This window comes from Flavobacterium chungbukense, assembly GCF_020805785.1.
In the GTDB taxonomy this organism is placed as follows: Bacteria; Bacteroidota; Bacteroidia; order Flavobacteriales; family Flavobacteriaceae; genus Flavobacterium; species Flavobacterium chungbukense.
In genome coordinates this window covers 560,408-583,631 of the sequence record NZ_JAJGZV010000003.1, presented here as the reverse complement: position 1 = coordinate 583,631, position 23,224 = coordinate 560,408, and the positions used below count along the sequence as shown (strand labels likewise).

Here is a 23,224-nt window from a genome sequence, read left to right as displayed (position 1 = left end):
GTAAAAGATTGAAACTAATTACTATTCACTTTTTACTAATTACTTTTTTTCTCTTATTCTTTTATAAAATCGAAATCCCAGCATTATCAAAACCGAAAATAAAATAATTCCGATTACACCGAAAATCCAGTTGATGGCACTTTTTAAAACTACTAAAAAAACGACGGCAAACAAAATAATCGTTGCGCCTTCATTCCATAAACGCATAAAATTATTGGAATATTTTACCTCATCATTTTGCAATTGTTTGAATATTTGATGACATTTTCCGTGATATAAATACAAAAGGAAAACGAAACATAATTTTACGTGCATCCACGGCATTTTAATCCAAACACTTCCTGCATCGGTAAAAAACAGCATCCAAAAAGCAAAAACACTTGCCAAAACTGCCGACGGCCATGTAATAATATACCACAAACGGTAGGCCATTATTTTGTATTGCGCCTGCAAAATTTCTTTTTCTGGCGAAGGTTTTTCATTGGCCTCAATTTGATACACAAACAAACGCACAATATAAAACAAACCCGCAAACCAAGTTATGACAAAAATAAGGTGCAGCGATTTCAGATAGTTATAATATTCCATAAAGTCTTTTTTCTTTACTCTTGCCTCTTTCTTCTATTTCGCCCAATCATTAATCCAATTCGAAACCGTTTGGCACCACTCGTCATCATCGTTCAAACATGGAATTGCCAAGAATTCTTCTCCTCCATTTGCTTCAAAATCTTCTTTTGCACGCATCGCGATTTCTTCCAAAGTTTCTAAACAATCTGAAACGAAAGCTGGTGTTACAACTGCCAATTTCTTGATTCCTTTTGCTGGCATATTGTCAATTTCAACATCCGTGTAAGGTTCTAACCATTTATCTCCCGCCAAACGCGATTGAAATGTCAAACTGTATTTGTCTTCTGGAAGTCCCAATAATTTTATGACTTGTCTTGTGGTTTCGTAACATTGGTGACGGTAGCAAAATTCATGTGCCGGAGATGGCGTATTACAACAAGAACCATCAATTTTACAATGCGATTTAGTTACATCGGTTTTGCGAATGTGACGTTCTGGAATTCCGTGATACGAAAACAACAAATGATCGTAATCAAAACCAACTAAATGCTTTTGAATTGAATCGGCTAAATTCTTGATATAATCTGGTTTATTGTAAAATGCTGGAACATCTGTAAATTTCATGTGTGGGAATTTCTTCTTGCGAATTTCTTCTGCTTTTACTAAAATAGTCAAAGTGGAAGCCATTGCGTATTGCGGATATAAAGGAAAAAGCATTACATCTGTAACTCCTTTATCACTCAATTCTTGAAGTCCTTTTTCGATTGTCATGCTTCCGTAACGCATTGCTAAGGAAACAGGAACATTTACAAGAGGCTGAACCTTTTTCTGCATTCTTTCTGACAGCACAACTAATGGTGAACCTTCTTCCCACCAGATCTTTGCGTAAGCATGGGCAGATTCTTCTGGTCTTTTTCTTAAAATAATACCGCGAACTAATAATGCTCTTAATAAATACGGAACATCGATCACGTATTTATCCATTAAAAATTCATCTAAATAAGGTTTTACATCTTTTGGTGTTGGACTTTCTGGAGATCCAAGATTTACTAATAATACGCCTTTCATTATTGTTTTTTGCTTTAAGCTTTTTTGTTTTTAAAAATTTCGTCAAAAGTAGAACTTGCTGCTTTTTAGAAATATGATAATTATTACTTTTTAATTATTGTTGAATATTCAAAATTGATTCTAGTTATTCGAGAAATTTTTCACGCAGATTTACACAGATTAAAGCAGATTTTTATTTTGTGTTAATTCGTGATCCCGATAGCTATCGGGAGTGCGAAAAAAAAAATTAAACATTCGCATTAATCGACATTAAATACTTCTTTGGAGTTGTAGCAAACTTTTTCTTGAATGCCGCGATGAAATGACTTCCCGTGCTATAGCCAATTTTCAAACCAACTTCGTTTACATTATAAGAACCGCTGTCTAAAAGCTTTCTCGCAAAATCCATTTTGTAATCGAAAAGGAAACCGTAAACCGTGTCGCCGTAAATCTGTTTGAAACCCATTTTGAGTTTCTTCAAATTCAAACCAATTTCATCTGCCAATTCTTGTAATCCAGGCGGTTCGGCCATATTAGCAATAATGATTTCTTTGGCTTTTCTGATTTTTAAAACATTATCTTCATCAATTAAAAACGGACATTGTTCTGCATTTGGATCTTCGGTTCTATTAAAATACAAACTCAACAATTCGTATCCTTTTCCTTTGTAATAAAGGTTTTTTATAGATGGATGAAGGTTATAATGAAAAAGCTGACTCAAAACAATCGCCATTGACGGACTGATATTTCCTTCGTTATAATACTTTTTATCTTTATTGTCTGCACTCAAAAAAGTGATATAATCGGCTTCGGCAGAAAATAAAGCGTGAAATTTCTTTATTGATACAATTACAGAAATCACCCAAGAATTTGGTGCCAATTCTAGATTAAGCGGTAATTGTTTCTGCGGATTGTACAACAGCAGTGATTTTTCTTCTTTCAAATCTAAAGCATAATTGCCTTGATTAAAGAGAAGTTTGGCATTTCCTTTTAACCCAAAATGAAACTGTATCAGGCCGGTACCAATTTCGTGCTGCGCAACAAAAGGTTCCAGACTATCGTTTTGAAACCTGATTAGTGTAAACTCATCTTCGATTTTTATTTCTTCCTCCATCTTTGATTTACTTTATCCAAGTTATTATATCATTTTATAAGAAACGAATAATTTGACATTTCAAAATTAAATCTTTTTGATGGTTTATCGTTTACTTGCTTCTAAATTTATAAATTCTTTATTGTTTTTAATCTTATAAATAGAATTTTTCAACTATTTCTGTCAAAACTACTCCAGATTTAGAACGGTTCTCTTTTAAACAACCATCGTATCTTAAACTAAATACATACAAACTATCATTACAACAGGACATAAAAACTTAGAATTAATTATAAATTTAATTTACAACGCAAATTTTCCTTTTTTTGCGCTACTCTTCTGAATTCCAACCCATAATTATTTAAAACAAATCTAAACTGCCGAATTACTACTTTTTTACAAAACCTATTTTATAAAGTACTCGTAAGTATCAAAAAAACTTAACTAATTTTTAAGATACCGCTATGCAAATTAACAAAACAATAAAAAAAGTACTTTGGGGAGTAATGCTAACTTTTGTGTTATTTTTTGGCATTTTAATTTTTCACATTATTACTGCAAAACCTGCCGTTTACGAAAGTCCAAATCTACAAGTAAGCAGAATTGACTTTAAAGAAAACATCGATTCTGTAGCTGCAAAAAAAATCTGCGCCGATTTAAGATCTATTAAAGGATTAACTTCTGATTCTATAATTGTAAAAAGAAATGTTGTGGTTTATTTCCACAATAATAAGATCACCGATTCTAAAAAAGTATATGACGAATTGATGACTAAGGGGAACTATAGCGCTGAGCGATACATCCTGCCTGCAAATTTAGCAAGCAAAGAAGTTTGTCCTGTAGACCAAAATAGCTTTAGCTATAAAATGTCTCAAAAAATAAATCGTTTTTTTAATTAACCTTTAAATATTTTACAATGAAAAATTTTTCAAAAATTACACTTAGTGTATTAATTGCTGCTTCGGCAACTTTAACTTCTTGCAGTAATGATGATAATGATAAACCAGCTGAAAAAGAGTCAATTTATGTAAGACTGGGAGGAACTACAATGGTTTCAGATCCAGATAATTCAGGACAAATGATCGAAAAAGGTCGTTTGAGCTTTCGTAAAGTGGTAAACTCAACTATCGGATTAATTGTTGCTGATATTCAATCAAATGCATCTGGTAATTTACAAGCCCATTTTGCTCCGCTTTTGGCAGAAACAGGTAATACTCAAGCTACTAATATTGCAAAATTATCAGACAATTTAACCGATTTCTTCTCTTTTAATACAGGAGGAACTAATGCAGTAAATACTTATTCTGGTTTAAATATGGTTGCTGCACATGATCCTGCAAAAAACCCACGTATGGGAACAAAAGCTAGTAATGCTGATTATACAAAATTTGAAGGTTATGTTGGTGCTGCTGCAAATGCAAACGGTGTTGCTTCTAACACAGAACTATACACAGATATCGTTGCAGTATTAGAATCTTTGAGAACTCCTATTGTTCAAAAATAATATCTTTTCTTTTAAGCGCTATTTTAACAAATTTAAAATAGCGCTTTTAATTCAATAATTAGATGAGTTAAAATAACGCCAATCTCAAAATTAAATAATTTCGAAATCCTGTAATTTAATTTTGAACTCTGAGCGATATTTTTTTTTGATTTTTTTTTACTGATTTGTTCTTAGTTATTTAGAACCACTCTAAACAAAACATTTCAAACGACTTGATTTTACTGAAAAAGTACTGATTTCTACCCAAATAGGTCTACTAACAATTAAAAAAACATGCAGCGACATAAAAAGTACTTTTAGCGTTATTTTTATCGATGGTATAGTAATAATTTTGTTGCACTTTTATGAAAGTGAATTTATGGAAAACAATAACGTACCGAAACACCTTTATTTTTACTCAGTTGGTCTGAGTTATAAAAAAGCTGATGCTGAGGTTAGAGGTCAATTTAGTTTGGATGCCGTTGCTAAAACGCGATTGCTGGAACAAGCTAAAAACGATGGAATAGAAAGTTTAATAGTTACTTCAACTTGCAACAGAACTGAAATCTACGGTTTTGCTGAACACCCATTTCAATTAATAAAATTAATCTGCGATAATAGTAACGGATCTGTTGATGCTTTTCAGAAAGTAGGTTTCGTTTACAAAAATCAAGAAGCAATCAATCACTTATTTCGCGTAGGAACTGGTTTAGACAGTCAGATTTTAGGTGATTTCGAAATTATATCTCAAATTAAAACTTCTTTTATTCATTCAAAATCAATGAATTTAGCCAACGCTTTTATGGAAAGATTGGTAAATGCAGTGATTCAAGCAAGTAAAAGAATTAAAACGGAAACAGAAATTAGTTCTGGAGCAACTTCGGTTTCTTTTGCTTCAGTACAATATATTTTGAAGAATGTTGAAGATATCAGCAACAAAAACATTTTACTTTTTGGAACTGGTAAAATCGGAAGAAATACTTGTGAAAATTTAGTAAAACATACTAAAAACGAACACATTACTTTAATCAATAGAACAAAAGACAAAGCGGAGAAATTAGCTGGAAAACTAAATCTGATTGTTAAAGATTATTCTGAATTACATTTAGAACTTCAAAAAGCCGATGTTGTCGTTGTTGCAACAGGAGCGCAAAACCCAACGGTTGATAAAGCAATTTTGAATCTTAAAAAACCTTTATTGATTCTGGATTTGTCAATTCCGAAAAATGTTCATGAAAATGTAGAGGAATTAGAAGGCGTAACTTTAATTCACATGGATTATTTGTCTCAATTGACAGATGAAACTTTGGAAAACAGAAAATTACACATTCCAGCTGCAGAAGCAATCATTGAAGAAATTAAAGAAGAATTTGTTGTTTGGATGAAAGGCAGAAAATTTGCGCCAACCATAAATGCTTTAAAAGACAAATTGAATGCTATAAAAGTTTCTGAATTGGATTTTCAAAGCAAAAAAATCGCTGATTTTAATGAAGCGCAAGCAGAAATCATCAGTAACCGAATCATTCAAAAAATCACTACTCATTTTGCCAATCACTTAAAAGACGATGATACCATGGTCGATGAAAGCATCGAATGGATCGAAAAAGTCTTTAAAATAAAAGCATCTTAATAAAATCAAATTTTAAACCATATAAGTTATATAAGTTCATTTCAAAACTGTGTTTTACCCAAACTCCTTAAATTTACTTCTATAACTTATATGGTTTAAAAAAACAAAAGTTATATCAAACTATTTAAACTGTGTTTTACTAAAACCGCTTAAATTTACTTATATAACTTATATGGTTCAAAAAACAAAACATGGCTGAAAAGACAATCAGAATTGGAACGCGCGATAGCGAATTAGCACTTTGGCAAGCACACACTGTAGAGAAAAAACTTAACGATTTAGGTTATAAAACCTCAATTGTTGCGGTTAAATCGCAAGGTGATATTATTCTGGATAAACCTCTTTACGAATTAGGAATTACAGGAATTTTTACCAAAACGCTAGATATTGCCATGATCAATGGCGATATTGATATTGCGGTGCATTCGATGAAAGATGTTCCTACAGCTTTGCCAAAAGGAATTGTTCAGGCTGCAGTTTTACCAAGAGCGAATGTTCTGGATATTCTGGTTCACAAAGGAAATCCTGATTTTACAAATCCAAGTACAATTGCAACTGGAAGTTTACGTCGTCAGGCCCAATGGTTTAACAAATACCCAAATCATACCGTAGTTGATTTACGCGGAAACGTGAATACGCGTATGCAGAAATTGCAAGACAATGATTGGGACGGAGCTGTTTTTGCAGCTGCAGGTTTAGAGCGAATTAACTTAAAACCTGAAAATTATATCAATTTAGATTGGATGATTCCCGCGCCTGCACAAGGAGCAATGCTTGTTGTAGCAATGGAAAACGATAATTATACTTTGGATGCGCTTTCGCAGTTAAATGATATAGAAACTGAAATTTGCACGTATATCGAACGTCAGTTTTTGAGAACGCTTGAAGGCGGATGTACAGCACCAATCGGATCTTTGGTTACTTATAACGAGGACGAAGACACACTGCATTTTCAAGGTGTTTTATTATCTATTGATGGAAAACAAAAATTGGAGATCAACAAAACGGTTGATATTTCTGAATGGAAAAAACTAGGTTTTCATTCAGCTCAGGAGATTTTGAATAATGGTGGAACAGAATTAATGCAAAAGATTAAAGAATCCCTGAAAAAATAATGGCAAAATCAATTCAGATATTATCTACTAAAATATTATCTCCTCTTCAGAAAGAAGAGTTGATAAAAGTTGGCATAGAAGTAATCCAAGCTGATTTTATCAAAACTGAAAACAAACCTTTCGAACTTAAAAACCTCAACGAAAGTTTAATTTTCACAAGTCAAAATGCCGTTCATAGCGTTTTATCGAATCCAAAATCGGAAGAACTTAAAAGCAAAAACGTGTATTGCGTTGGCTTAAAAACAAAAAATCTTTTATCGGATAACGGATTCAATGTTGTGGCTTATACGGGCTACGCTTCAGATCTTGCAGAAATTATTACTTTAATTTATGGAAGTGAAAGCTTCACTTTTTTCAGCGGAAATCTTAGACGAGATACTTTACCAAACGCTTTGAAAGAAGCCGAAATAAAATTCAATGAAATTCAGGTTTATGATACTTCTTTACAACCTCAAAAAATAAAAACTCCTGTTGATGCCATTTTATTTTTTAGTCCGTCTGGCGTTGAGAGTTATTTAAAAGAAAATACAATCAAAAAAGAAATCTGTTTCTGCATTGGAGAAACCACCGCCGAAGCTTTATCAAAAATCACAAAAAACATCATCATTGCAGATCAGCCAACAGTTGAAGACGTGATCGAAGATGTAATTCAAGAATACAAATAAATTAAAGCAATAAGCTTTAGGCAGTAAGCCGTAAGCAAAAAAATCATAGTTAAAAACAAGCTTAAAGCCTAAAGCTTAAAGCCTAAAGCAAGAAAAAATGTTAAAAAACGACCTATTTTTAAGAGCATTAAAAGGAGAAACAGTACAGCGTCCGCCAGTATGGATGATGCGTCAGGCAGGAAGATATTTACCTGAATTTAGAGAACTTCGTGATAAATATGATTTTTTCACACGTTGTGAAACTCCAGAATTAGCTGCTGAAATTACCGTACAGCCAATTCGCAGAATTGCTCCAGATGCGGCAATTTTATTCTCAGATATTTTGGTCGTTCCTCGCGCTATGGGAATTCACGTAGAATTGAAAGATAATTTGGGACCTATAATTCCAAATCCGATTCGTTCTTTGGCAGATGTTCACAAAGTATACGTTCCAGATGTAAATGAAACTTTAGGTTATGTTTTTGATGCTGTAAAATTGACTAAGGAAATGTTGAACGACGAAGTACCATTAATTGGTTTCGCGGGTTCGCCTTGGACAATTTTCTGTTATGCTGTTGAAGGAAAAGGTTCTAAAAGTTTTGATACTGCAAAAGGTTTCTGTTTTTCAAATCCTGCTGCAGCTCATACATTATTGCAAAAAATCACTGATACGACTATTTTATACTTAAAAGAAAAAGTGAAATCTGGTGTTAATGCCGTTCAGATTTTTGATTCTTGGGGAGGAATGCTTTCTCCTGTTGATTATCAAGAATTTTCATGGAAATACATTAACCAGATCGTAGATGCTTTAGCAGATATTACACCAGTTATTGTTTTCGGAAAAGGATGCTGGTTTGCTCTTGGCGAAATGGGTAAAAGTAAAGCTTCTGCATTAGGAGTTGACTGGACTTGTTCGGCTAGAAATGCTCGTTATTTGTCTGGCGGTAACATTACTTTACAAGGAAATTTTGATCCATCAAGATTACTTTCTCCAATTCCTACTATCAAGAAAATGGTTCACGAAATGATCGACGAGTTCGGAAAAGACAAATATATCGTAAATTTAGGTCACGGAATTTTACCAAATATTCCTGTAGATCACGCAAAAGCTTTTATTGACGCTGTGAAGGAATACGGGCAATAATAGTTGATAGTTTTTGGTTGATGGTTGTTGGAAATAGAACTATCAACCAAAAACCATCAACCATCAACTTAAAAAAAATGCTAAACAAAGGTTTAAGAGACGAAGAAAAAATTAGGATTGATAACGTTCTCAAAACGTTACGAACCCTTATTTTTGTGCCTTATCCTTTAAGTCATTTACAAAAATCAGATATCGAAAATCAATTAAAAGAATTTGGACTAAATATTCAAACATTAATCGATTACTCCAACGAAGAATTAATTACCTTATTAGCTCGTCTTCATTTTGACTGGGAACAATTAGAACAATTTGGTGATATTTTAATAGAATTCTCAAAAGAAGAAAATCATAATTTTACAGCTAAAGCTTTGGCAGTTTATCAATATATCCAGCAGGAAAGCAAGGTTTTTTCTTTTGGAATAAACAATAAAATCGCTTTGTTAAAATTTAAATGAGTTATTTAGAAAAAATTTTAAACGATATTGCTGATTTTAATTTTGAAAAATTGAATCCATTATACCAAGGTTTTTTTGTAATGGTGTTTTTTGCGGTATTTGTTAGTACTTGTTCTTATTTTTCAAATGAAGCCAAAATTAGTAAAGAAGCATATAAGGAAATGTTTCATGAAAATTTTTCTGGGATAATTGTGAAAAAATTTCTAGATAAACATAACCATATGTCTCAAAAATTTATTCTAAAAGATTCGACTCCAATATATGTTTATCCTGTTCTTTGGGAAAAAGCTGAAATAGGAGATTCGCTATTTAAAAAAGTAAATTCAAGATTTGTAAAAATCTTTAAAAAAGATACTACAATAGTAATTGATATGAATGTTGCATTCAAGTATCATGATACTATACCAGAAAATGAAAATTAAGACATGAAAGATAAATTTTACGCCTACATACAACAATTACAAGATCAAATCTGCACTGGATTAGAAACTGTTGACGGAACAGCAAAATTCCGTGAAGATTTATGGAAACGTCCAGAAGGCGGTGGCGGAAGAACTCGCGTTATTGAAAACGGAACTGTTTTCGAAAAAGGCGGTGTAAACATTTCTGCTGTTCACGGAAAACTTCCGGAAACGATGCAAAAAATGTTTGGTGTTGGCGAAGCCGATTTTTTTGCCTGCGGATTAAGTTTGGTCATTCATCCGAAAAACCCAATGGTTCCAACTGTTCATGCCAATTGGCGTTATTTTGAAATGTATGATGAAGCTGGAAATGTCATTCAGCAATGGTTCGGCGGCGGACAGGATTTAACGCCTTATTATTTGTTTGAAGAAGATGCAAAACACTTTCATCAAACTTGTAAAACAGCTTGCGATAAACACAATCCAGAGTTTTATCCGAAATATAAAAAACAATGTGATTCGTATTTTTGGAACGCACATCGTAATGAAGCCCGCGGACTTGGCGGTTTATTCTTTGATTATTGCAAAGCAAATGATGAAATGTCAATGGAAAATTGGTATGACTTTGTAACCGAAGTTGGCAATAGTTTTTTGCAAGCCTATGTTCCGATTGTGGAAAGAAGAAAAAATTTAGATTATACTCCAGAACAAAGAACATGGCAGGAAATTCGTCGTGGTCGCTATGTTGAATTTAATTTGGTTCATGATAAAGGAACTTTATTCGGCTTAAAAACCAATGGAAGAATCGAGAGTATTTTAATGAGTTTGCCTCCGCATGTGCAATGGGTTTATGATCATCACCCAGAAGCAGGAAGTGAAGAAGAGAAATTGGTAAAAGCATTGCAGAACCCGATTGATTGGGTTTAGTTTATTCTAAATTGTTTTCCATATAATATTATATGTTGCTCCGCTGGAGCTTTTGAACATATTATAAATATTCAGCTTCTTCGAAGCTGTTTTTTTTATCTTGAAATTTCCTAAAATAATCTCATTAGATAAGGAAACAAACAAAACCGAATTTTAATATCCTATTTCGCTCCGCTGGAGCTTCGAAACCTCAATATAATTTTTTGCTATAAATATTTGGCTTCTCCGAAGCCATTTTTTTTAATCTACATTGGCTTCGGAGAAGCCAAATATTTATAGCATGATTTAACACCAACCAAGATAGAGCCCCAGAGGGGCGGCATATTTATCTCACATAAAAAAGAAATATTTATCTTACAATTTAAATTTATTAACTAGATTTACTTTTTAATAATTTTAATTAAAAATATGGCTGATACTTATTCTCAATTGTACATTCAAATCGTTTTTGCTGTAAAAGGAAGACAAAACCTAATTTCTAAAATATGGAAAGATGAAATTTACAAATACATTACTGGAATTATTACCAATCAAAAACAAAAATTGATTGCAATTAACGGAATGCCAGATCATATTCATATCTTAGTTGGAATAAAACCTAATATTTCACTATCTGATTTAGTAAGAGATATTAAATCAAGTTCATCTAAATTCATAAATGAACAAAAATGGATAAATGGAAAATTTGAATGGCAGACAGGTTTTGGTGCTTTTTCCTATAGTCATTCACAATTAACCAACGTTATCAAATATATTGAAAATCAGGAACAACATCATAAAACAAAAACGTTCAAAGAAGAGTATATCACATTTTTAAAATTATTCAATATTGATTTCAAAAATGAATATCTTTTTGAAGAAGTTTAAATTTGTGCCGCTCCGCTGGAGCTTTAATCTTATTCGGTCATTTAATTGCTATAAATATTTTGCTTCTCCGAAGCATTTTTTAAATAAAACATGGCTTTAAAACTCATTTATATCACATTCTTCATCAGCATTTTTGGGTGTTTCGCCCAAAATGATTCCTTGCAAAATACTTATTTTAAATCCTACAGCGATAAAATTACGGCAAGCGTTTATTATTTAGACACTTCCAATAGTTTTCAGATTGCTTCGGATAATCCGGAAAACGAAATGTATTTTAACCTAATTCCGAATCGAAGAGAACAGATTGGTTTCAACTTAAATTATAAAATCATTGATGTGGGTATTGGTTTTGCTCCCAAATTTCTGAGTCAGAATAAAGGCGATTCGCATTCCAAACATTTTAATTTTAATACCCGTTTTTATTTCAAAAAATGGATGCAGTCGTTCACTTTCATCAATCAAAAGGGCTTTTATATAAGCGAAGATAATTTTACGGCACAGCTGCCAGATATGCGGACTATGAAAATCGGCGGATCTACAGCTTACGTTTTCAATGATAAATTTTCTTTTAAAACATTGGTAAGTCAAAACGAATGGCAGACCAAAAGTTCTGGAAGTTTTATTCCGACCTTCTCATTTTATTACACGAATTTGGATGTAAACACAAAAGATTCATCGCCTGGAGACATTTATGTATTCACACTCGCTCCCTCCTATTTTTATAATTTCGTTATCAGTGATCGGGTTTTGATTGGAGCAGGACTTGCTTTAGGCGCCGGATTAAATGTGATTGATAAAGAAACTTCAGCTTTGTATCAGGCAGATTTCAATTTAAAATTAGCTTATAATAAAGACCGATTCTTTGCTTTTGCAACGCTAAATACCATAAGTTTTGCGCAAGATGACAAAGTTGATCCCAGATTAAATGATCATATTGCAACCTTAAAACTTTCTGCTGGCTATAGATTTGATCCTCCCAAAAAAGTAAAAGAAGTCTACGATAAAGTAAATGAGAAAATTGGACTATAAGAAATCTACAGACTCATAATCAATAAGTTGTGAAAATTGCTTAAATTAGATGGATTTACAAAAACTAAAATTCATTATTATGGCAAATGTGAACAAAGAGCAATTAGATCGAATGCATTTTGGAAAAGGATTTATCGCAGCATTGGATCAAAGTGGCGGAAGTACACCAAAAGCATTATCACAATACGGCGTTGAAGAAAACAGCTATTCTAACGATGAAGAAATGTACACGCTTGTGCATGAAATGAGAACCAGAATTATTAAAAGTCCAGCTTTTGACCCCGAATATATTCTTGGCGCTATTTTGTTTGAAAACACAATGGACCGCAAAATTGACAATCAATGGACTGCTGATTATTTATGGGAAAAGAAAAATATTGTTCCTTTCTTAAAAGTAGACAAAGGATTAGCTGATGTCGCCAGCGGCGTTCAATTGATGAAACCTATTCCAAATTTAGACGAATTACTAAACAGAGCCGTAGAAAGAAATGTTTTTGGAACTAAAATGCGTTCTGTAATTAAAGAAGCCAATCCTGACGGAATTCGTGATATTGTAGAACAGCAATTTAGGGTCGGTCTGCAAATTTTCGAAAAAGGATTGATTCCGATTATTGAACCTGAAGTTGATATTTATAGTGCTGATAAAGAAAAATCAGAACAAATTCTCAAAGAAGAAATCATAAAACAACTCCATTCTCTAGACAAAGATGTCAGAGTAATGCTGAAATTGTCTATTCCGACTGTCAATAATTTTTACAGCCAATTAATCACAGATCCGCATGTGGTTCGGGTTGTGGCATTGTCTGGCGGATATTCTCGAGAAGAAGCAAACATCAAATTGGCTCAGAACAACGGCTTAATTGCTAGTTTTTCTAGAGCACTTTCAGAAGGTCTTAGCGCTGGTCAATCTGATAGCGATTTTAATGCTGTCCTTGGCGAAACTATTAAAGATATTTATAAAGCTTCGATTACTTAAAAAATGCTTTCTTACTGCATAAAAAAATCCCCAAAATGTAGATTTCGGGGATTTTGCCTTTTAAATTTCTTTATTTTGAATTCATCATTTCGTCTGCTAAATCTAATGTTTGTAAAATAATATTTTTATCAGACTTTAAAGAGTTTAACTTCAAGACAAATTTAAATTTATTGTCAATTAACTTTTTAGGCGCTTCCATTGCTATGTCTGAAAACTGAGTTGAAATTCTATTGAATCGTTTCAAATCTTCTTCTTTTGCATTCTGACCAAACGCTTTTACCGTTTGTGCAATACTGAGTTTTCCGTATAAGCTGTTTTTGCTCAAATCTTTTTTCGTTTCACTTACAAAAGAGCCATTTCCAGATTTAAAATAATCTTTTGTATTCGATACCACTACAACATCTTTTTCTTTTAGAATAAAAAGATCGCCATATTCTTTTGGTCCAATAATCTGATAATAGTTTCCATTTTGAACTAATACTTTTTTGCGAACGCCCAATTGCAAAAGTTTATCTCCGAATGTCGGATGAGTTGAAGTGAAAATTACAGAAAATAACGGAATTGATTTTTTTACTTTCTCCTCAGTTACTTTTTCTTCGTAATTTTCATCATAACCGTACTTTTTGGTCATAACCTCAACATCTTTCACATCATATAAAAAAGCGCTTAAATCACCATCAAAAAGTTTTGCAGTTGCTTCTTCATCAACTATAGTAGAAATTAAATCGGTAATTACTGTTACATCTTCTTTTCCGAAACTGGGATTCTGAAACATTTCGCTCATTAATGACGGAATGTTTTCAAGAGCTGCTTTTGTATTAATGTGATAAGACATATATCCCAATGGTTTTTCTGATGGAAAATAATTGAAAATGTTTTTGTTGATTTTTCTATTCCCAATTTTGCTTACTACGTCTGCAATCTCTTTAGAATATTCAACCACTTCTTCAATTCTGGCATTATCATTATCAAAATAAAAATCTAGATTTATTCCTTTTACAAAATTCCCGAAATTCTTCTGCATCGGAAGAAATTTATTATACCCGCCGAATATCGAAAAAGGATAATTATACATGGAATACAAACTTGAAATTGCACCGCCATAATCTACCCAAATCGAAATATCTGCCTGCTCATTTATTTTTGCAGAATTTGGTGCAGTAAAACCATTTTCAAATAAGCTTTTAATAATTTCACTTTGTTGCTGAGCTAATTTTCTATCAAATTCTATCTGCTCTGCTGTATGTTCCGCAAAAGGGTTTCCATCATACAAATAGTCCTCCTCACCAGCATCTATTGGCACTGCAGGCACATCAGCCATTATTGGTTCATTGTGCTTGGCAGATGGCTCTGTTATTTTTGGCGAATTTGGTACTTCTGGAACTCCATACACCTGTGGAGCTTCTACTACAACTGCTTCTTCATAAGTACTTTCAACTGGAAGTGTATCATTATCTACCGAATAATCTGCAAGATCATACGATTTGTGAGGAAGTCTTTTTGTTAATTCAAAGACCACTAAATAACCATCATTCCAGGCAAAAGTTTTTTTAACATCTTTTGGAGTAAAAACAGCATATTTTCCAAAATCCTTAATTAACCCCGTTTCAATCGAATCTGCCTTTTCTTTTGCGCCAAGTTTTTCAACCAAATATTGTCTAACGGCTTCTTTATTTTTTATCGGAATGGTAACTTGATAATAGGGAACACTGTCTAAGAAATTTCCACTAATGGTAATTTTCTGGTCTAATTTTATAATTGAATTGTATTTACGAAGATCAAAATCTGGTTTTTTACTAATGTATTTCGTAATAATTGGATGATTTAAAACGGCATCAATGCCGACTTTTTTTGAAAGCTGACTTCCGTTAAACTGCACAAAGTAATCGTATTTGTTTGGACTTGCCTGACCAAAACTCAAGAAGAAAGCAAGTAATAAAAAAAGAGTATAAAATTGTTTCATAATTAAGGCGTTAATTGGATGGTATTATTCATTAAAGCCGATTTTTTAAAAACACTATACATGCTTTGTTTTAAAAAAACGGTCTTCTTATTTTTTGAAATTTTACTGTTTACATTATCAACAGCCAAAATATCTTTATCGAAAGTGTAAATAGAAATAATATTGGCTTCTTCCAGATCTTTCTTTTTCTTTGGGTCATTTACAACTTTTTCTGGAATAGGATAAGAAGCGATTCGTTGAAAATTTTTATCGCTTCCGCTAAAGTGAATCTGATCGCGCTGATTGTTGATGGTGTTTACAACCGCGTTTAATGCTTTCAGGTTCGCATAATTAAGTTTGATAATGAAAACATAATTGCTAAAATCGGTTTTGGTTGTCACGTTTGAAATACCGTCAATTTTTAAAGCTTTACTTTTAAAATCTTCCAATTTTTGAGTAATTTCCTGTTCGTTCGGAATTTTAACGCCATCGACTTCTTCTAAAAAAATAGCTGATTTAGTCTTAAACCAAGACTTCGAAAAATCGACCATCAAAGTATATTCACCACTTTGGTCGTCGTGATGTTTGATTCTTTCTGTAATCTCAAAACAACTCGTTAAGATCAGAGAGCAAAATAAAGCGAGAATTTTCTTCATTTCACAAATTTAGATGGAAATATTTTAAAAACCATATTTTGATTAAACTCAATAAATAAAATAAATTTTTAGATAATATTAACGGATTCTCTGCTAAGCTAAACGCCTTATTCTGTTCGTTTTTCTTTAACTTTGCAGCACTTATCAAAAAAGTAGAAAAAACAAAATACAACTTCATTTTTAGATACAAAGATCAATCAATCTAAAATCTAAAATCTAAAATCTAAATCTATATGTTTCCATTACAAAGAAATCGCCGTTTAAGAACCAATGAATCTATCCGTTCTTTAGTTCGCGAAACCAGTTTAAGTCCACAAGATTTTATGCTTCCTATGTTTGTTGCAGAAGGAAAAGATGTAAAATCGGCTATTCCATCAATGCCTGGAATTTATCGCCATTCTTTAGACAACACGATTAAAGAAGTAAAAGAAGCTTGGGATTTAGGAATTAGAGCGGTAAATATTTACGTAAAAGTTTCTGATCATTTAAAAGATAATAAAGGAACAGAAGCTTGGAACAAAGACGGTTTGATGCAGCAGACAATTCGAGCGATTAAAGATGCAGTTCCGGAAATGATTGTGATGCCAGATGTAGCTTTAGATCCGTATTCGATTTATGGCCACGACGGAATCATCGAAAAAGGTCAATTATTAAACGACCCAACTGTTGATGCTCTTACAAGAATGAGTTTAAGCCATGCAGAAGCTGGAGCCGATTTTGTAGCACCAAGCGATATGATGGATGGACGTGTTTTGGCAATAAGAAAAGCATTAGAAGAAAACGGACACCATAATGTTGGAATTATGAGTTATAGTGCTAAATATGCTTCGGCATTTTACGGTCCTTTCCGAGATGCATTAGATTCTGCTCCAGTGGACTCTAAAGATATTCCGAAGGATAAAAAAACATATCAAATGGATTATGCTAACCGAATCGAAGGAATTCGTGAAGCATTATTAGATGTCGAAGAAGGTGCAGATATTGTAATGGTAAAACCAGGAATTGCGTATTTGGATATTGTTCGTGAAATAAAAGATAAAGTGAATGTTCCTGTATCTGTTTACCAAGTTTCTGGCGAATATGCAATGGTAAAAGCGGCTGCAGAACGCGGATGGTTAGATCACGACAAAATCATGATAGAGCAGTTATACTGCATCAAACGTGCTGGTGCTAGCATCATAACCACTTATTTTGCAAAAGAAGCCGCAATATTTTTAAATAAGTAATTAATTACAAAAAAAACATATATTTTAGCGCAACAAATCTAAACTATAATATATGAAAAATCTATTACTTTCTTTAATGATGGTTACTGGCTTAACCTCAGTGGCACAAGACATTAAATTTAAAAAAGACAAAATTAGCATTGATGGAACCGAGGTTGCCATTCTGGACAAAGTAAAAGTAAATTACAAAATCTTGTCTTTAGACAGCAGACCTATCTTTTCAATTGAAAGAAAAAGTGCTTTAATGCTTGACGGGTCTACTCTTTACTGGTCTGTACTTACTGATTTAAGCAACAGTAAAACAAATGAAGTAATTGACTATGGTAAAGATCAAGGTTTAAGTTTTCAAAAAACAATTGTTGCCAGTGTTTGTAACGACAAATATAAATTTATCAGTTCTGCAGGAATTGATGAAAAAGGCGTTTTAGAATTTATAAACGGAACACCAACTGATATTCAAAAAGTAATTGCAGATGCCAATCAAAAAACGGTTGATCAGTTAAAAATTGAAGCGGATGCTATGGCAGCTTTAAAAATAAAAGTAACAGACGGAGTTATTTACCAAAAACAGGAAGTTTTAAAAGAAAACGGAATGGCTGAAGATTATGTAAGAATTGGAAATGTAGTAAAACAAAATATTACATTTATGCCTAACTGGCCGCCAAGTTTAGTTTACATGGTAAATTCAGTATTTACAACTATAGATAATAACAATAGAGAACAAGTAAAAACAAGAGAAGTTGGCGGATGGTATGCTACTAAAACAGGTTATGCTAATCCTAAAACGGGTAAAAACATTAAAGACGAAATAATTACAGCAGATAATAAATATTTCCCTTTAAAAGGAACTCTTACTGACACTGAAAAAATTAATCTTTCATTTTCTAAAGGAGATAAAGATTTACTAGAAAAACAAATTGTAGCAAAATTACTATTCAATGGCTACAAATTTGAAGCCATGAAATAATAAATAAAATATGAATAAAGCAGTATTTTTAGCTGCTGTTTTAGCTTTTGCCTCTTGTAAAAAAGAGGGTTCTGAAAAAACAGATCAGACAAACGAAACATATTCTGAAGGAGAATCGGCGAAAGCCAAAACACCAGAAGAATTAGGAAAACAACTTTTTGAAGGAACAGGAAATTGCTTTGCATGCCATCAGCCAGATCAAAAAGTGATTGGGCCAAGCATTAAAGAAATTGCCAAAATCTATAAAGATAAAAATGGTAATATGGTTAATTTCTTAAAAGGAAATGCCGAACCAATTGTAGATCCGAGTCAATTTGCAGTAATGCAGACCAATTTTGCCATTACAAAAGAAATGTCTGATGAAGAATTGAAAGCTATTGAAACTTACATTTATAGTCACTTAAAATAATTGGCTTTTACAATATAAAAGGGCTGTCTCAGTTTGAGACAGCCCTTTTTGCTGTGTATTATTTATTGTTTCGCATTTGATTTTCAGTCCGTAGGAATGTTTCGTGGGTAGGTAAAAATAATATCCAGCAGATTTACGTTCCGTAGGAACGTTTGAGGCAAATTAGATTATAAAAAAAAATATCAAAATCAAACGTTACTACAGAACGTAAACGGGAAACAAATATGATTTTATGCTACCGACGAAATGTTCCTTCGGAACAAAAAATGTATTAAATAAAAAAGGCTGTCTCAACTTTGTGAAACAGCCTTTTTTTATAATTCATTAAAAATTACCAGATTTTAACCCTTTTTTCAGGTTCTAAATACATCGGATCTCCTTTTTTGATTCCGAAAGCTTGGTAAAAAGAATCTAAGTTTTTAATTGGCACAACCGCTCTGTACATTCCTGGAGAGTGCGGATCTGTTTTAACTTGACTTTTAATAGCTTCGTCACGAGATTTTGTTCTCCAAACCGTTGCCCAAGAAATAAAGAAACGCTGTTCTGGAGTAAATCCGTCAATTAGACCTGGATTTCCGTGTTTTTTCAAATACAATTGTAAACCATCGTAAGCAGCATTAGTACCACCTAAATCTCCGATGTTTTCACCTAATGTAAATTTACCGTCTACAAAGATCCCTGGAAGCGGTTCTAAAGCGCTGTATTGCGCAGCCAACTGTCCTCCAAGAGCTGTAAATTGTTTTAAGTCTTCTGGTGTCCACCAATCAACTAAATTTCCGTCAGCATTGTAACGCGCTCCAGAATCATCAAAACCGTGAGAGATTTCGTGTCCGATTACAGCTCCAATTCCACCATAATTTACCGCTTCGTCAGCTTGATAATTGTAGAAAGGCGGTTGCAAAATCGCTGCAGGGAATACAATTTCGTTGTAAGAAGGATTGAAATAAGCATTAACCGTTTGCGGTGACATTCCCCACTCTGTTTTATCAACTGGTTTACCTAATTTAGCCAAGTTTTCTGCATACGCCCATTTTGATAGATTTTTCATATTATCAAAATAAGTACCGCCTTCATTTACATTTTTAAGTTCTAATTTAGAATAATCTTTCCATTTATCCGGATAACCAATCTTAACGGTCAATTTGTTTAGTTTCTCAATAGCTTTCGTTTTTGTCTCTTTAGACATCCAAGGTAAAGCATTGATTCTGTTTTCATAAGCTAGCATTACATTCGCAATCATGTCTTTTGCCTTTGCTTTTGCTTCAGCAGGAAATAATTTTTCTACATATAATTTTCCTAAAGCTTCTCCTGTTGCTCCGTTGATTACTTGTAAAGCTACTTCTTCACGAGGACGCTGTTTTAAAGCTCCTGTTAATGTTTTTCCGTAAAAATCGAAGTTTGCATTTTCAATATCTGTCGTTAAAGTTGAAGCCGTTTTATTTAAAAGCGACCATTTCAAATATTCTTTCCAAGCTTCTACTTTCTTTTCTGTAAAAGTCTTTTCTAAAGCAATCATATAACGAGGCTGTGCAACGTTTACAGTATCTAATTTTGCCATTCCAATTCCTGTGAAATATTTTTCCCATTGAATAGAAGGTGTGTTTTTTTTCAAATCAGCAACAGCTGTTGGATTGTATTGTTTTCTTCTGTCTCTTCTCTCCACACGGTCTAATCTTGGTGCAGACATTTCAACTTCTAAAGCTAAGATCTGTTTCGCACTTTCTTTTGCTTTTGCAGGCGATTCTCCAATGTATTGTAACATTCTTGCAACGTGTTCTTCATATTTTTCACGTTTTTCTTTAGAATCTTTGTCGTCTGAGTTGTAATAATCTTTATCCGATAATCCTAAACCACCTGGACTTAATGTTACCGAATTTTTATTACTGTTTTTAGCATCAGCTCCTACATATACTCCAAAGAAACCAGAACCACCAGCAAGCTGCATTTCAGTAATATAATTCTGAAGATCTGCAACATTTTTAATAGCATCGATTTTCTTCAAATAAGGCTGAAGCGGTGCAACTCCTCTTTTATTTCTTCCAACAGTATCTAAAATAGTATTGAATAAAGCAATTGCTTTACCCTGATCTGTATTTGATTTATACTTCGGATCTTTTGAAGCGGCTTTTAAAATAGCAAGCGCATCATTATCGGTCTTTTGACGAAGTTCATTAAAACTTCCCCAAGAATTACGGTCACTTGGAATTTCTGTTTTATCTAACCAAGAACCGTTTACATAACGGAAAAAATCCTGATTTGCACTAACTTTAGGATCCATGTTAGAAACATTAATTCCCGGTTCCTTTGGCTTTGCATTTTGTGCTTGTACTGCTGTTAACGAAAACATTGCAGAAACCACACAAAACATAGGTTTAGAAAGCTTTTTAATCATTTTTATTTAGTGTTTTAGTATATTTACAAACATATTGTTATTATTTCTAACTCTATGTTAAAATTTTCGAATAATTAATCTAAAAAAATATTAGACATTTTTTATCGAATTGCCAGAAATCAAAAAACGACGCTAAATAAGCGCCGTTTTTATATTTTATATTTTGATTACCAGATTTTAACTCGTTTTTCTGGTTCAACATACATTTTATCACCTTTCTTAATATTGAAAGCATTGTAGAAAGCATCGACATTCTGAATTGGCACATAAGCTCTGTACATTCCAGGAGAGTGCGGATCTGTTTTTACTTGATTTTTGATAGCTTCATCTCTAGTTTTTGTTCTCCAAACCGTCGCCCACGAAATAAAGAAACGCTGTTCAGGTGTAAATCCATCAATTAAACCTGGATTTCCTTTTTCTTTTAAGTACAATTGCAGACCATCGTAAGCTGCATTAATTCCACCTAAATCTCCAATGTTTTCACCTAAAGTAAAATTACCGTCAACGTGTACTCCTGGCAATGGCTCAAGTGCACTGTATTGATTTGCTAAAGCAGTTCCTAAAGCTGTAAATTGTTTTAAGTCCTCTTCTGTCCACCAGTCAACTAAATTTCCATCAGCATTGTAACGAGCTCCAGAATCGTCAAAACCGTGAGAGATTTCGTGTCCGATTACGGCTCCGATTCCACCATAATTAACCGCTTCGTCAGCTTGATAATTGTAGAAAGGCGGTTGTAAGATTGCAGCTGGAAATACAATTTCGTTGTAAGACGGATTGTAATAAGCATTTACCGTTTGAGGAGACATATGCCATTCTGTTTTATCAACTGGTTTAGGCAATTTATCCACGCTTTTCTTAAAGTTCCATTTGGCTAAGTTTTTAGTGTTTTCAAAATAGCTTCCACCTTCTGCAACACTTTTAATCTCAAGAGCCGAGTAGTCTTTCCATTTATCAGGATATCCCACTTTAATCGTAATCTTGTTCAGCTTTTCAATTGCTTTTGCCTTAGTATCTTTAGACATCCAGCTTAAATTGTTAATACGGTTTTGGTACGCCGTAATCACATTATGAATCATGTCAACAGCCTTAGTTTTAGCTTCAGCAGGAAAAACTTTTTCAACATACAGTTTTCCAAGAGCCTCACCAACTGTTCCGTTAACCACATTTAATGCTCTTTCTTCAGCAGGAAGCTGTTTAATTGCGCCTCTTAATGTTTTGCTATAAAAATCGAAATTAGCTTGATCAAGATCTGTTGTTAATTGGCTAGCAGCACCATTAAGCAAATCCCACTTTAAATATTCTTTCCATTGTTCTACTTTGTTTTCTGAGAAAACAGTTTGTAGCGCTGTCATATATTTAGGTTCAGAAACAATCACTTCATTTACTTTAGCGATTCCTAAACCTGCAAAATATTCGTTCCATTTAATTGCCGGAGTCAATTTCTGAATTTCAGCAATTGTCATCGGATTGTATTGCAAACGGCTGTCTCTTCTTTCAACTCTGTTCAATCTTGGTTTAGATAATTCTGTTTCTAAAGCTAAAATTGAAGCCGCACTTTGTTTTGCTTTTTCTGGAGATTCTCCAATAAATTGAAGCATTCTTGCTACGTGCAATTCATATTTAGCACGTTTTTCTTTAGAATCCTTATCATCAGAAATGTAATAATCTTTATCTGAAAGTCCAAGACTGCTTGGAGCAAGGTTTATAGAATTTTTAGAACTGTTTTTGTCGTCAGCGCCAATGTAAATTCCGAAAAATCCACCACCACCTTCTTTTTCCATTTCTACTAAATATTTCTGAACATCAGCAATATTTTTAATAGCATCGATTTTTTTCAAGTACGGTTTTAAAGGCTCAATTCCTCTTTTATTTCTTCCAACAGAATCTAAATAAGTATTGAATAAATTAACCGCTTTTCCCTGATCTGTATTCGATTTGTATTTCGGGTTTTTAGAAGCTTCTTTTAAAACTGCCATTACATCTTTGTCCGTTCTTTTGATCAGTTCATTAAAACTTCCCCAAGTTGTTCTATCGCTAGGAATTTCAGTTTTATCCAACCAAGTTCCGTTTACATATTTAAAAAAGTCCTCACTTGGTTTTACTTTTGTATCCATGTAAGATACATTGATACCTGGTTCTTTAGGAGCGTTTTGTGCCTGAGCTACTGTCAACGAAAACATTGCAGATAAAACACCAAACACAGGTTTAGCAAATTGTTTTTTCATAAAAATTTAGTGTTTAAGGGAAAATACAA

22 protein-coding genes are annotated in these 23,224 nt (G+C 33.0%); 15 read left to right on the top strand and 7 right to left on the bottom strand.

Features of this window, described 5'->3' with window-relative positions; translation table 11 throughout:
• Window positions 1-39: 39 nt before the first annotated feature.
• The 3 genes from LL966_RS12825 to LL966_RS12815 form a co-directional block, all read right to left on the bottom strand.
• Complete coding sequence (locus tag LL966_RS12825) at window positions 40-588, bottom strand: CopD family protein (RefSeq protein ID WP_229353725.1); 549 nt, start codon at window positions 586-588, stop codon at window positions 40-42.
• 33 nt (window positions 589-621) lie between these two features.
• A complete protein-coding gene (gene hemH, locus LL966_RS12820; protein ID WP_229353724.1) occupies window positions 622-1,635 on the bottom strand; it encodes a ferrochelatase in 1,014 nt (337 codons plus the stop codon).
• A 226-nt stretch (window positions 1,636-1,861) separates the two neighbouring features.
• A complete protein-coding gene (locus LL966_RS12815) occupies window positions 1,862-2,728 on the bottom strand; it encodes a helix-turn-helix domain-containing protein (protein ID WP_229353723.1) in 867 nt (288 codons plus the stop codon).
• A gap of 443 nt (window positions 2,729-3,171) precedes the next feature.
• Here LL966_RS12815 and LL966_RS12810 point away from each other — a divergent pair, with 443 nt between their 5' ends.
• The 12 genes from LL966_RS12810 (at window position 3,172) to LL966_RS12755 (ending at window position 13,378) form a co-directional block, all read left to right on the top strand.
• Window positions 3,172-3,606 (top strand): hypothetical protein, encoded by a 435-nt coding sequence (locus LL966_RS12810; RefSeq protein ID WP_229353722.1) that lies wholly within the window; start codon window positions 3,172-3,174, stop codon window positions 3,604-3,606.
• A 17-nt stretch (window positions 3,607-3,623) separates the two neighbouring features.
• Window positions 3,624-4,211: a globin family protein gene (locus LL966_RS12805; RefSeq protein ID WP_229353720.1), complete on the top strand. Its 588-nt coding sequence runs from the start codon at window positions 3,624-3,626 to the stop codon at window positions 4,209-4,211.
• Window positions 4,212-4,569: 358 nt separating this feature from the next.
• Window positions 4,570-5,820, top strand: a complete 1,251-nt coding sequence (gene hemA, locus LL966_RS12800; RefSeq protein ID WP_229353719.1) for a glutamyl-tRNA reductase — start codon at window positions 4,570-4,572, stop codon at window positions 5,818-5,820.
• Between the two features lie 191 nt (window positions 5,821-6,011).
• Window positions 6,012-6,935: a hydroxymethylbilane synthase gene (gene hemC / locus LL966_RS12795; RefSeq protein WP_229353717.1), complete on the top strand. Its 924-nt coding sequence runs from the start codon at window positions 6,012-6,014 to the stop codon at window positions 6,933-6,935.
• A complete protein-coding gene (locus LL966_RS12790; RefSeq protein WP_229353716.1) occupies window positions 6,935-7,600 on the top strand; it encodes a uroporphyrinogen-III synthase in 666 nt (221 codons plus the stop codon). Before hemC ends, LL966_RS12790 begins: the two co-directional genes overlap by 1 nt.
• A gap of 97 nt (window positions 7,601-7,697) precedes the next feature.
• Complete coding sequence (hemE, locus tag LL966_RS12785; RefSeq protein ID WP_229353715.1) at window positions 7,698-8,723, top strand: uroporphyrinogen decarboxylase; 1,026 nt, start codon at window positions 7,698-7,700, stop codon at window positions 8,721-8,723.
• Window positions 8,724-8,800: 77 nt separating this feature from the next.
• On the top strand, window positions 8,801-9,178 hold the full coding sequence (locus tag LL966_RS12780) for a hypothetical protein (protein ID WP_229353714.1): 378 nt from the start codon (window positions 8,801-8,803) through the stop codon (window positions 9,176-9,178).
• Window positions 9,175-9,600, top strand: coding sequence for a hypothetical protein (locus LL966_RS12775; RefSeq protein ID WP_229353713.1), 426 nt, complete (start codon window positions 9,175-9,177; stop codon window positions 9,598-9,600). Before LL966_RS12780 ends, LL966_RS12775 begins: the two co-directional genes overlap by 4 nt.
• A gap of 3 nt (window positions 9,601-9,603) precedes the next feature.
• Entirely contained in the window at window positions 9,604-10,506 is a 903-nt protein-coding gene (hemF, locus tag LL966_RS12770; protein ID WP_229353712.1) for an oxygen-dependent coproporphyrinogen oxidase, read from the top strand.
• A gap of 408 nt (window positions 10,507-10,914) precedes the next feature.
• Entirely contained in the window at window positions 10,915-11,373 is a 459-nt protein-coding gene (gene tnpA / locus LL966_RS12765) for an IS200/IS605 family transposase (RefSeq protein WP_229353711.1), read from the top strand.
• A 90-nt stretch (window positions 11,374-11,463) separates the two neighbouring features.
• On the top strand, window positions 11,464-12,402 hold the full coding sequence (locus tag LL966_RS12760) for a DUF4421 family protein (RefSeq protein WP_229353710.1): 939 nt from the start codon (window positions 11,464-11,466) through the stop codon (window positions 12,400-12,402).
• 88 nt (window positions 12,403-12,490) lie between these two features.
• The gene (locus LL966_RS12755) at window positions 12,491-13,378 is read left to right on the top strand and encodes a fructose bisphosphate aldolase (protein WP_229354107.1); all 888 of its coding nucleotides are present in this window, start codon (window positions 12,491-12,493) and stop codon (window positions 13,376-13,378) included.
• Between the two features lie 70 nt (window positions 13,379-13,448).
• Here the strand turns inward: LL966_RS12755 and LL966_RS12750 are convergent, their stop codons facing one another.
• Entirely contained in the window at window positions 13,449-15,341 is a 1,893-nt protein-coding gene (locus LL966_RS12750) for a hypothetical protein (protein WP_229353709.1), read from the bottom strand.
• Window positions 15,342-15,343: 2 nt separating this feature from the next.
• Window positions 15,344-15,976 carry a hypothetical protein gene (locus LL966_RS12745; protein ID WP_229353708.1) on the bottom strand — a complete coding sequence of 211 codons (633 nt, stop codon included), beginning with the start codon at window positions 15,974-15,976 and terminating at the stop codon, window positions 15,344-15,346.
• Window positions 15,977-16,209: 233 nt separating this feature from the next.
• Between LL966_RS12745 and hemB the strand changes: the two genes are divergently transcribed.
• The 3 genes from hemB to LL966_RS12730 are packed head-to-tail and all read left to right on the top strand — an operon-like array spanning window position 16,210 to window position 18,578.
• Window positions 16,210-17,202 carry a porphobilinogen synthase gene (hemB, locus tag LL966_RS12740; protein ID WP_229353706.1) on the top strand — a complete coding sequence of 331 codons (993 nt, stop codon included), beginning with the start codon at window positions 16,210-16,212 and terminating at the stop codon, window positions 17,200-17,202.
• 52 nt (window positions 17,203-17,254) lie between these two features.
• On the top strand, window positions 17,255-18,169 hold the full coding sequence (locus tag LL966_RS12735; protein ID WP_229353705.1) for a hypothetical protein: 915 nt from the start codon (window positions 17,255-17,257) through the stop codon (window positions 18,167-18,169).
• Between the two features lie 10 nt (window positions 18,170-18,179).
• Window positions 18,180-18,578 (top strand): c-type cytochrome, encoded by a 399-nt coding sequence (locus LL966_RS12730; RefSeq protein ID WP_229353704.1) that lies wholly within the window; start codon window positions 18,180-18,182, stop codon window positions 18,576-18,578.
• A 331-nt stretch (window positions 18,579-18,909) separates the two neighbouring features.
• On the opposite strand, the gene LL966_RS12725 is transcribed toward LL966_RS12730, so the two are convergent.
• Both LL966_RS12725 and LL966_RS12720 read right to left on the bottom strand, forming a co-directional pair.
• Window positions 18,910-20,970: a M13 family metallopeptidase gene (locus LL966_RS12725; protein WP_229353702.1), complete on the bottom strand. Its 2,061-nt coding sequence runs from the start codon at window positions 20,968-20,970 to the stop codon at window positions 18,910-18,912.
• 167 nt (window positions 20,971-21,137) lie between these two features.
• Window positions 21,138-23,195, bottom strand: a complete 2,058-nt coding sequence (locus tag LL966_RS12720) for a M13 family metallopeptidase (protein WP_229353700.1) — start codon at window positions 23,193-23,195, stop codon at window positions 21,138-21,140.
• Between the last annotated feature and the right edge of the window lie 29 nt (window positions 23,196-23,224).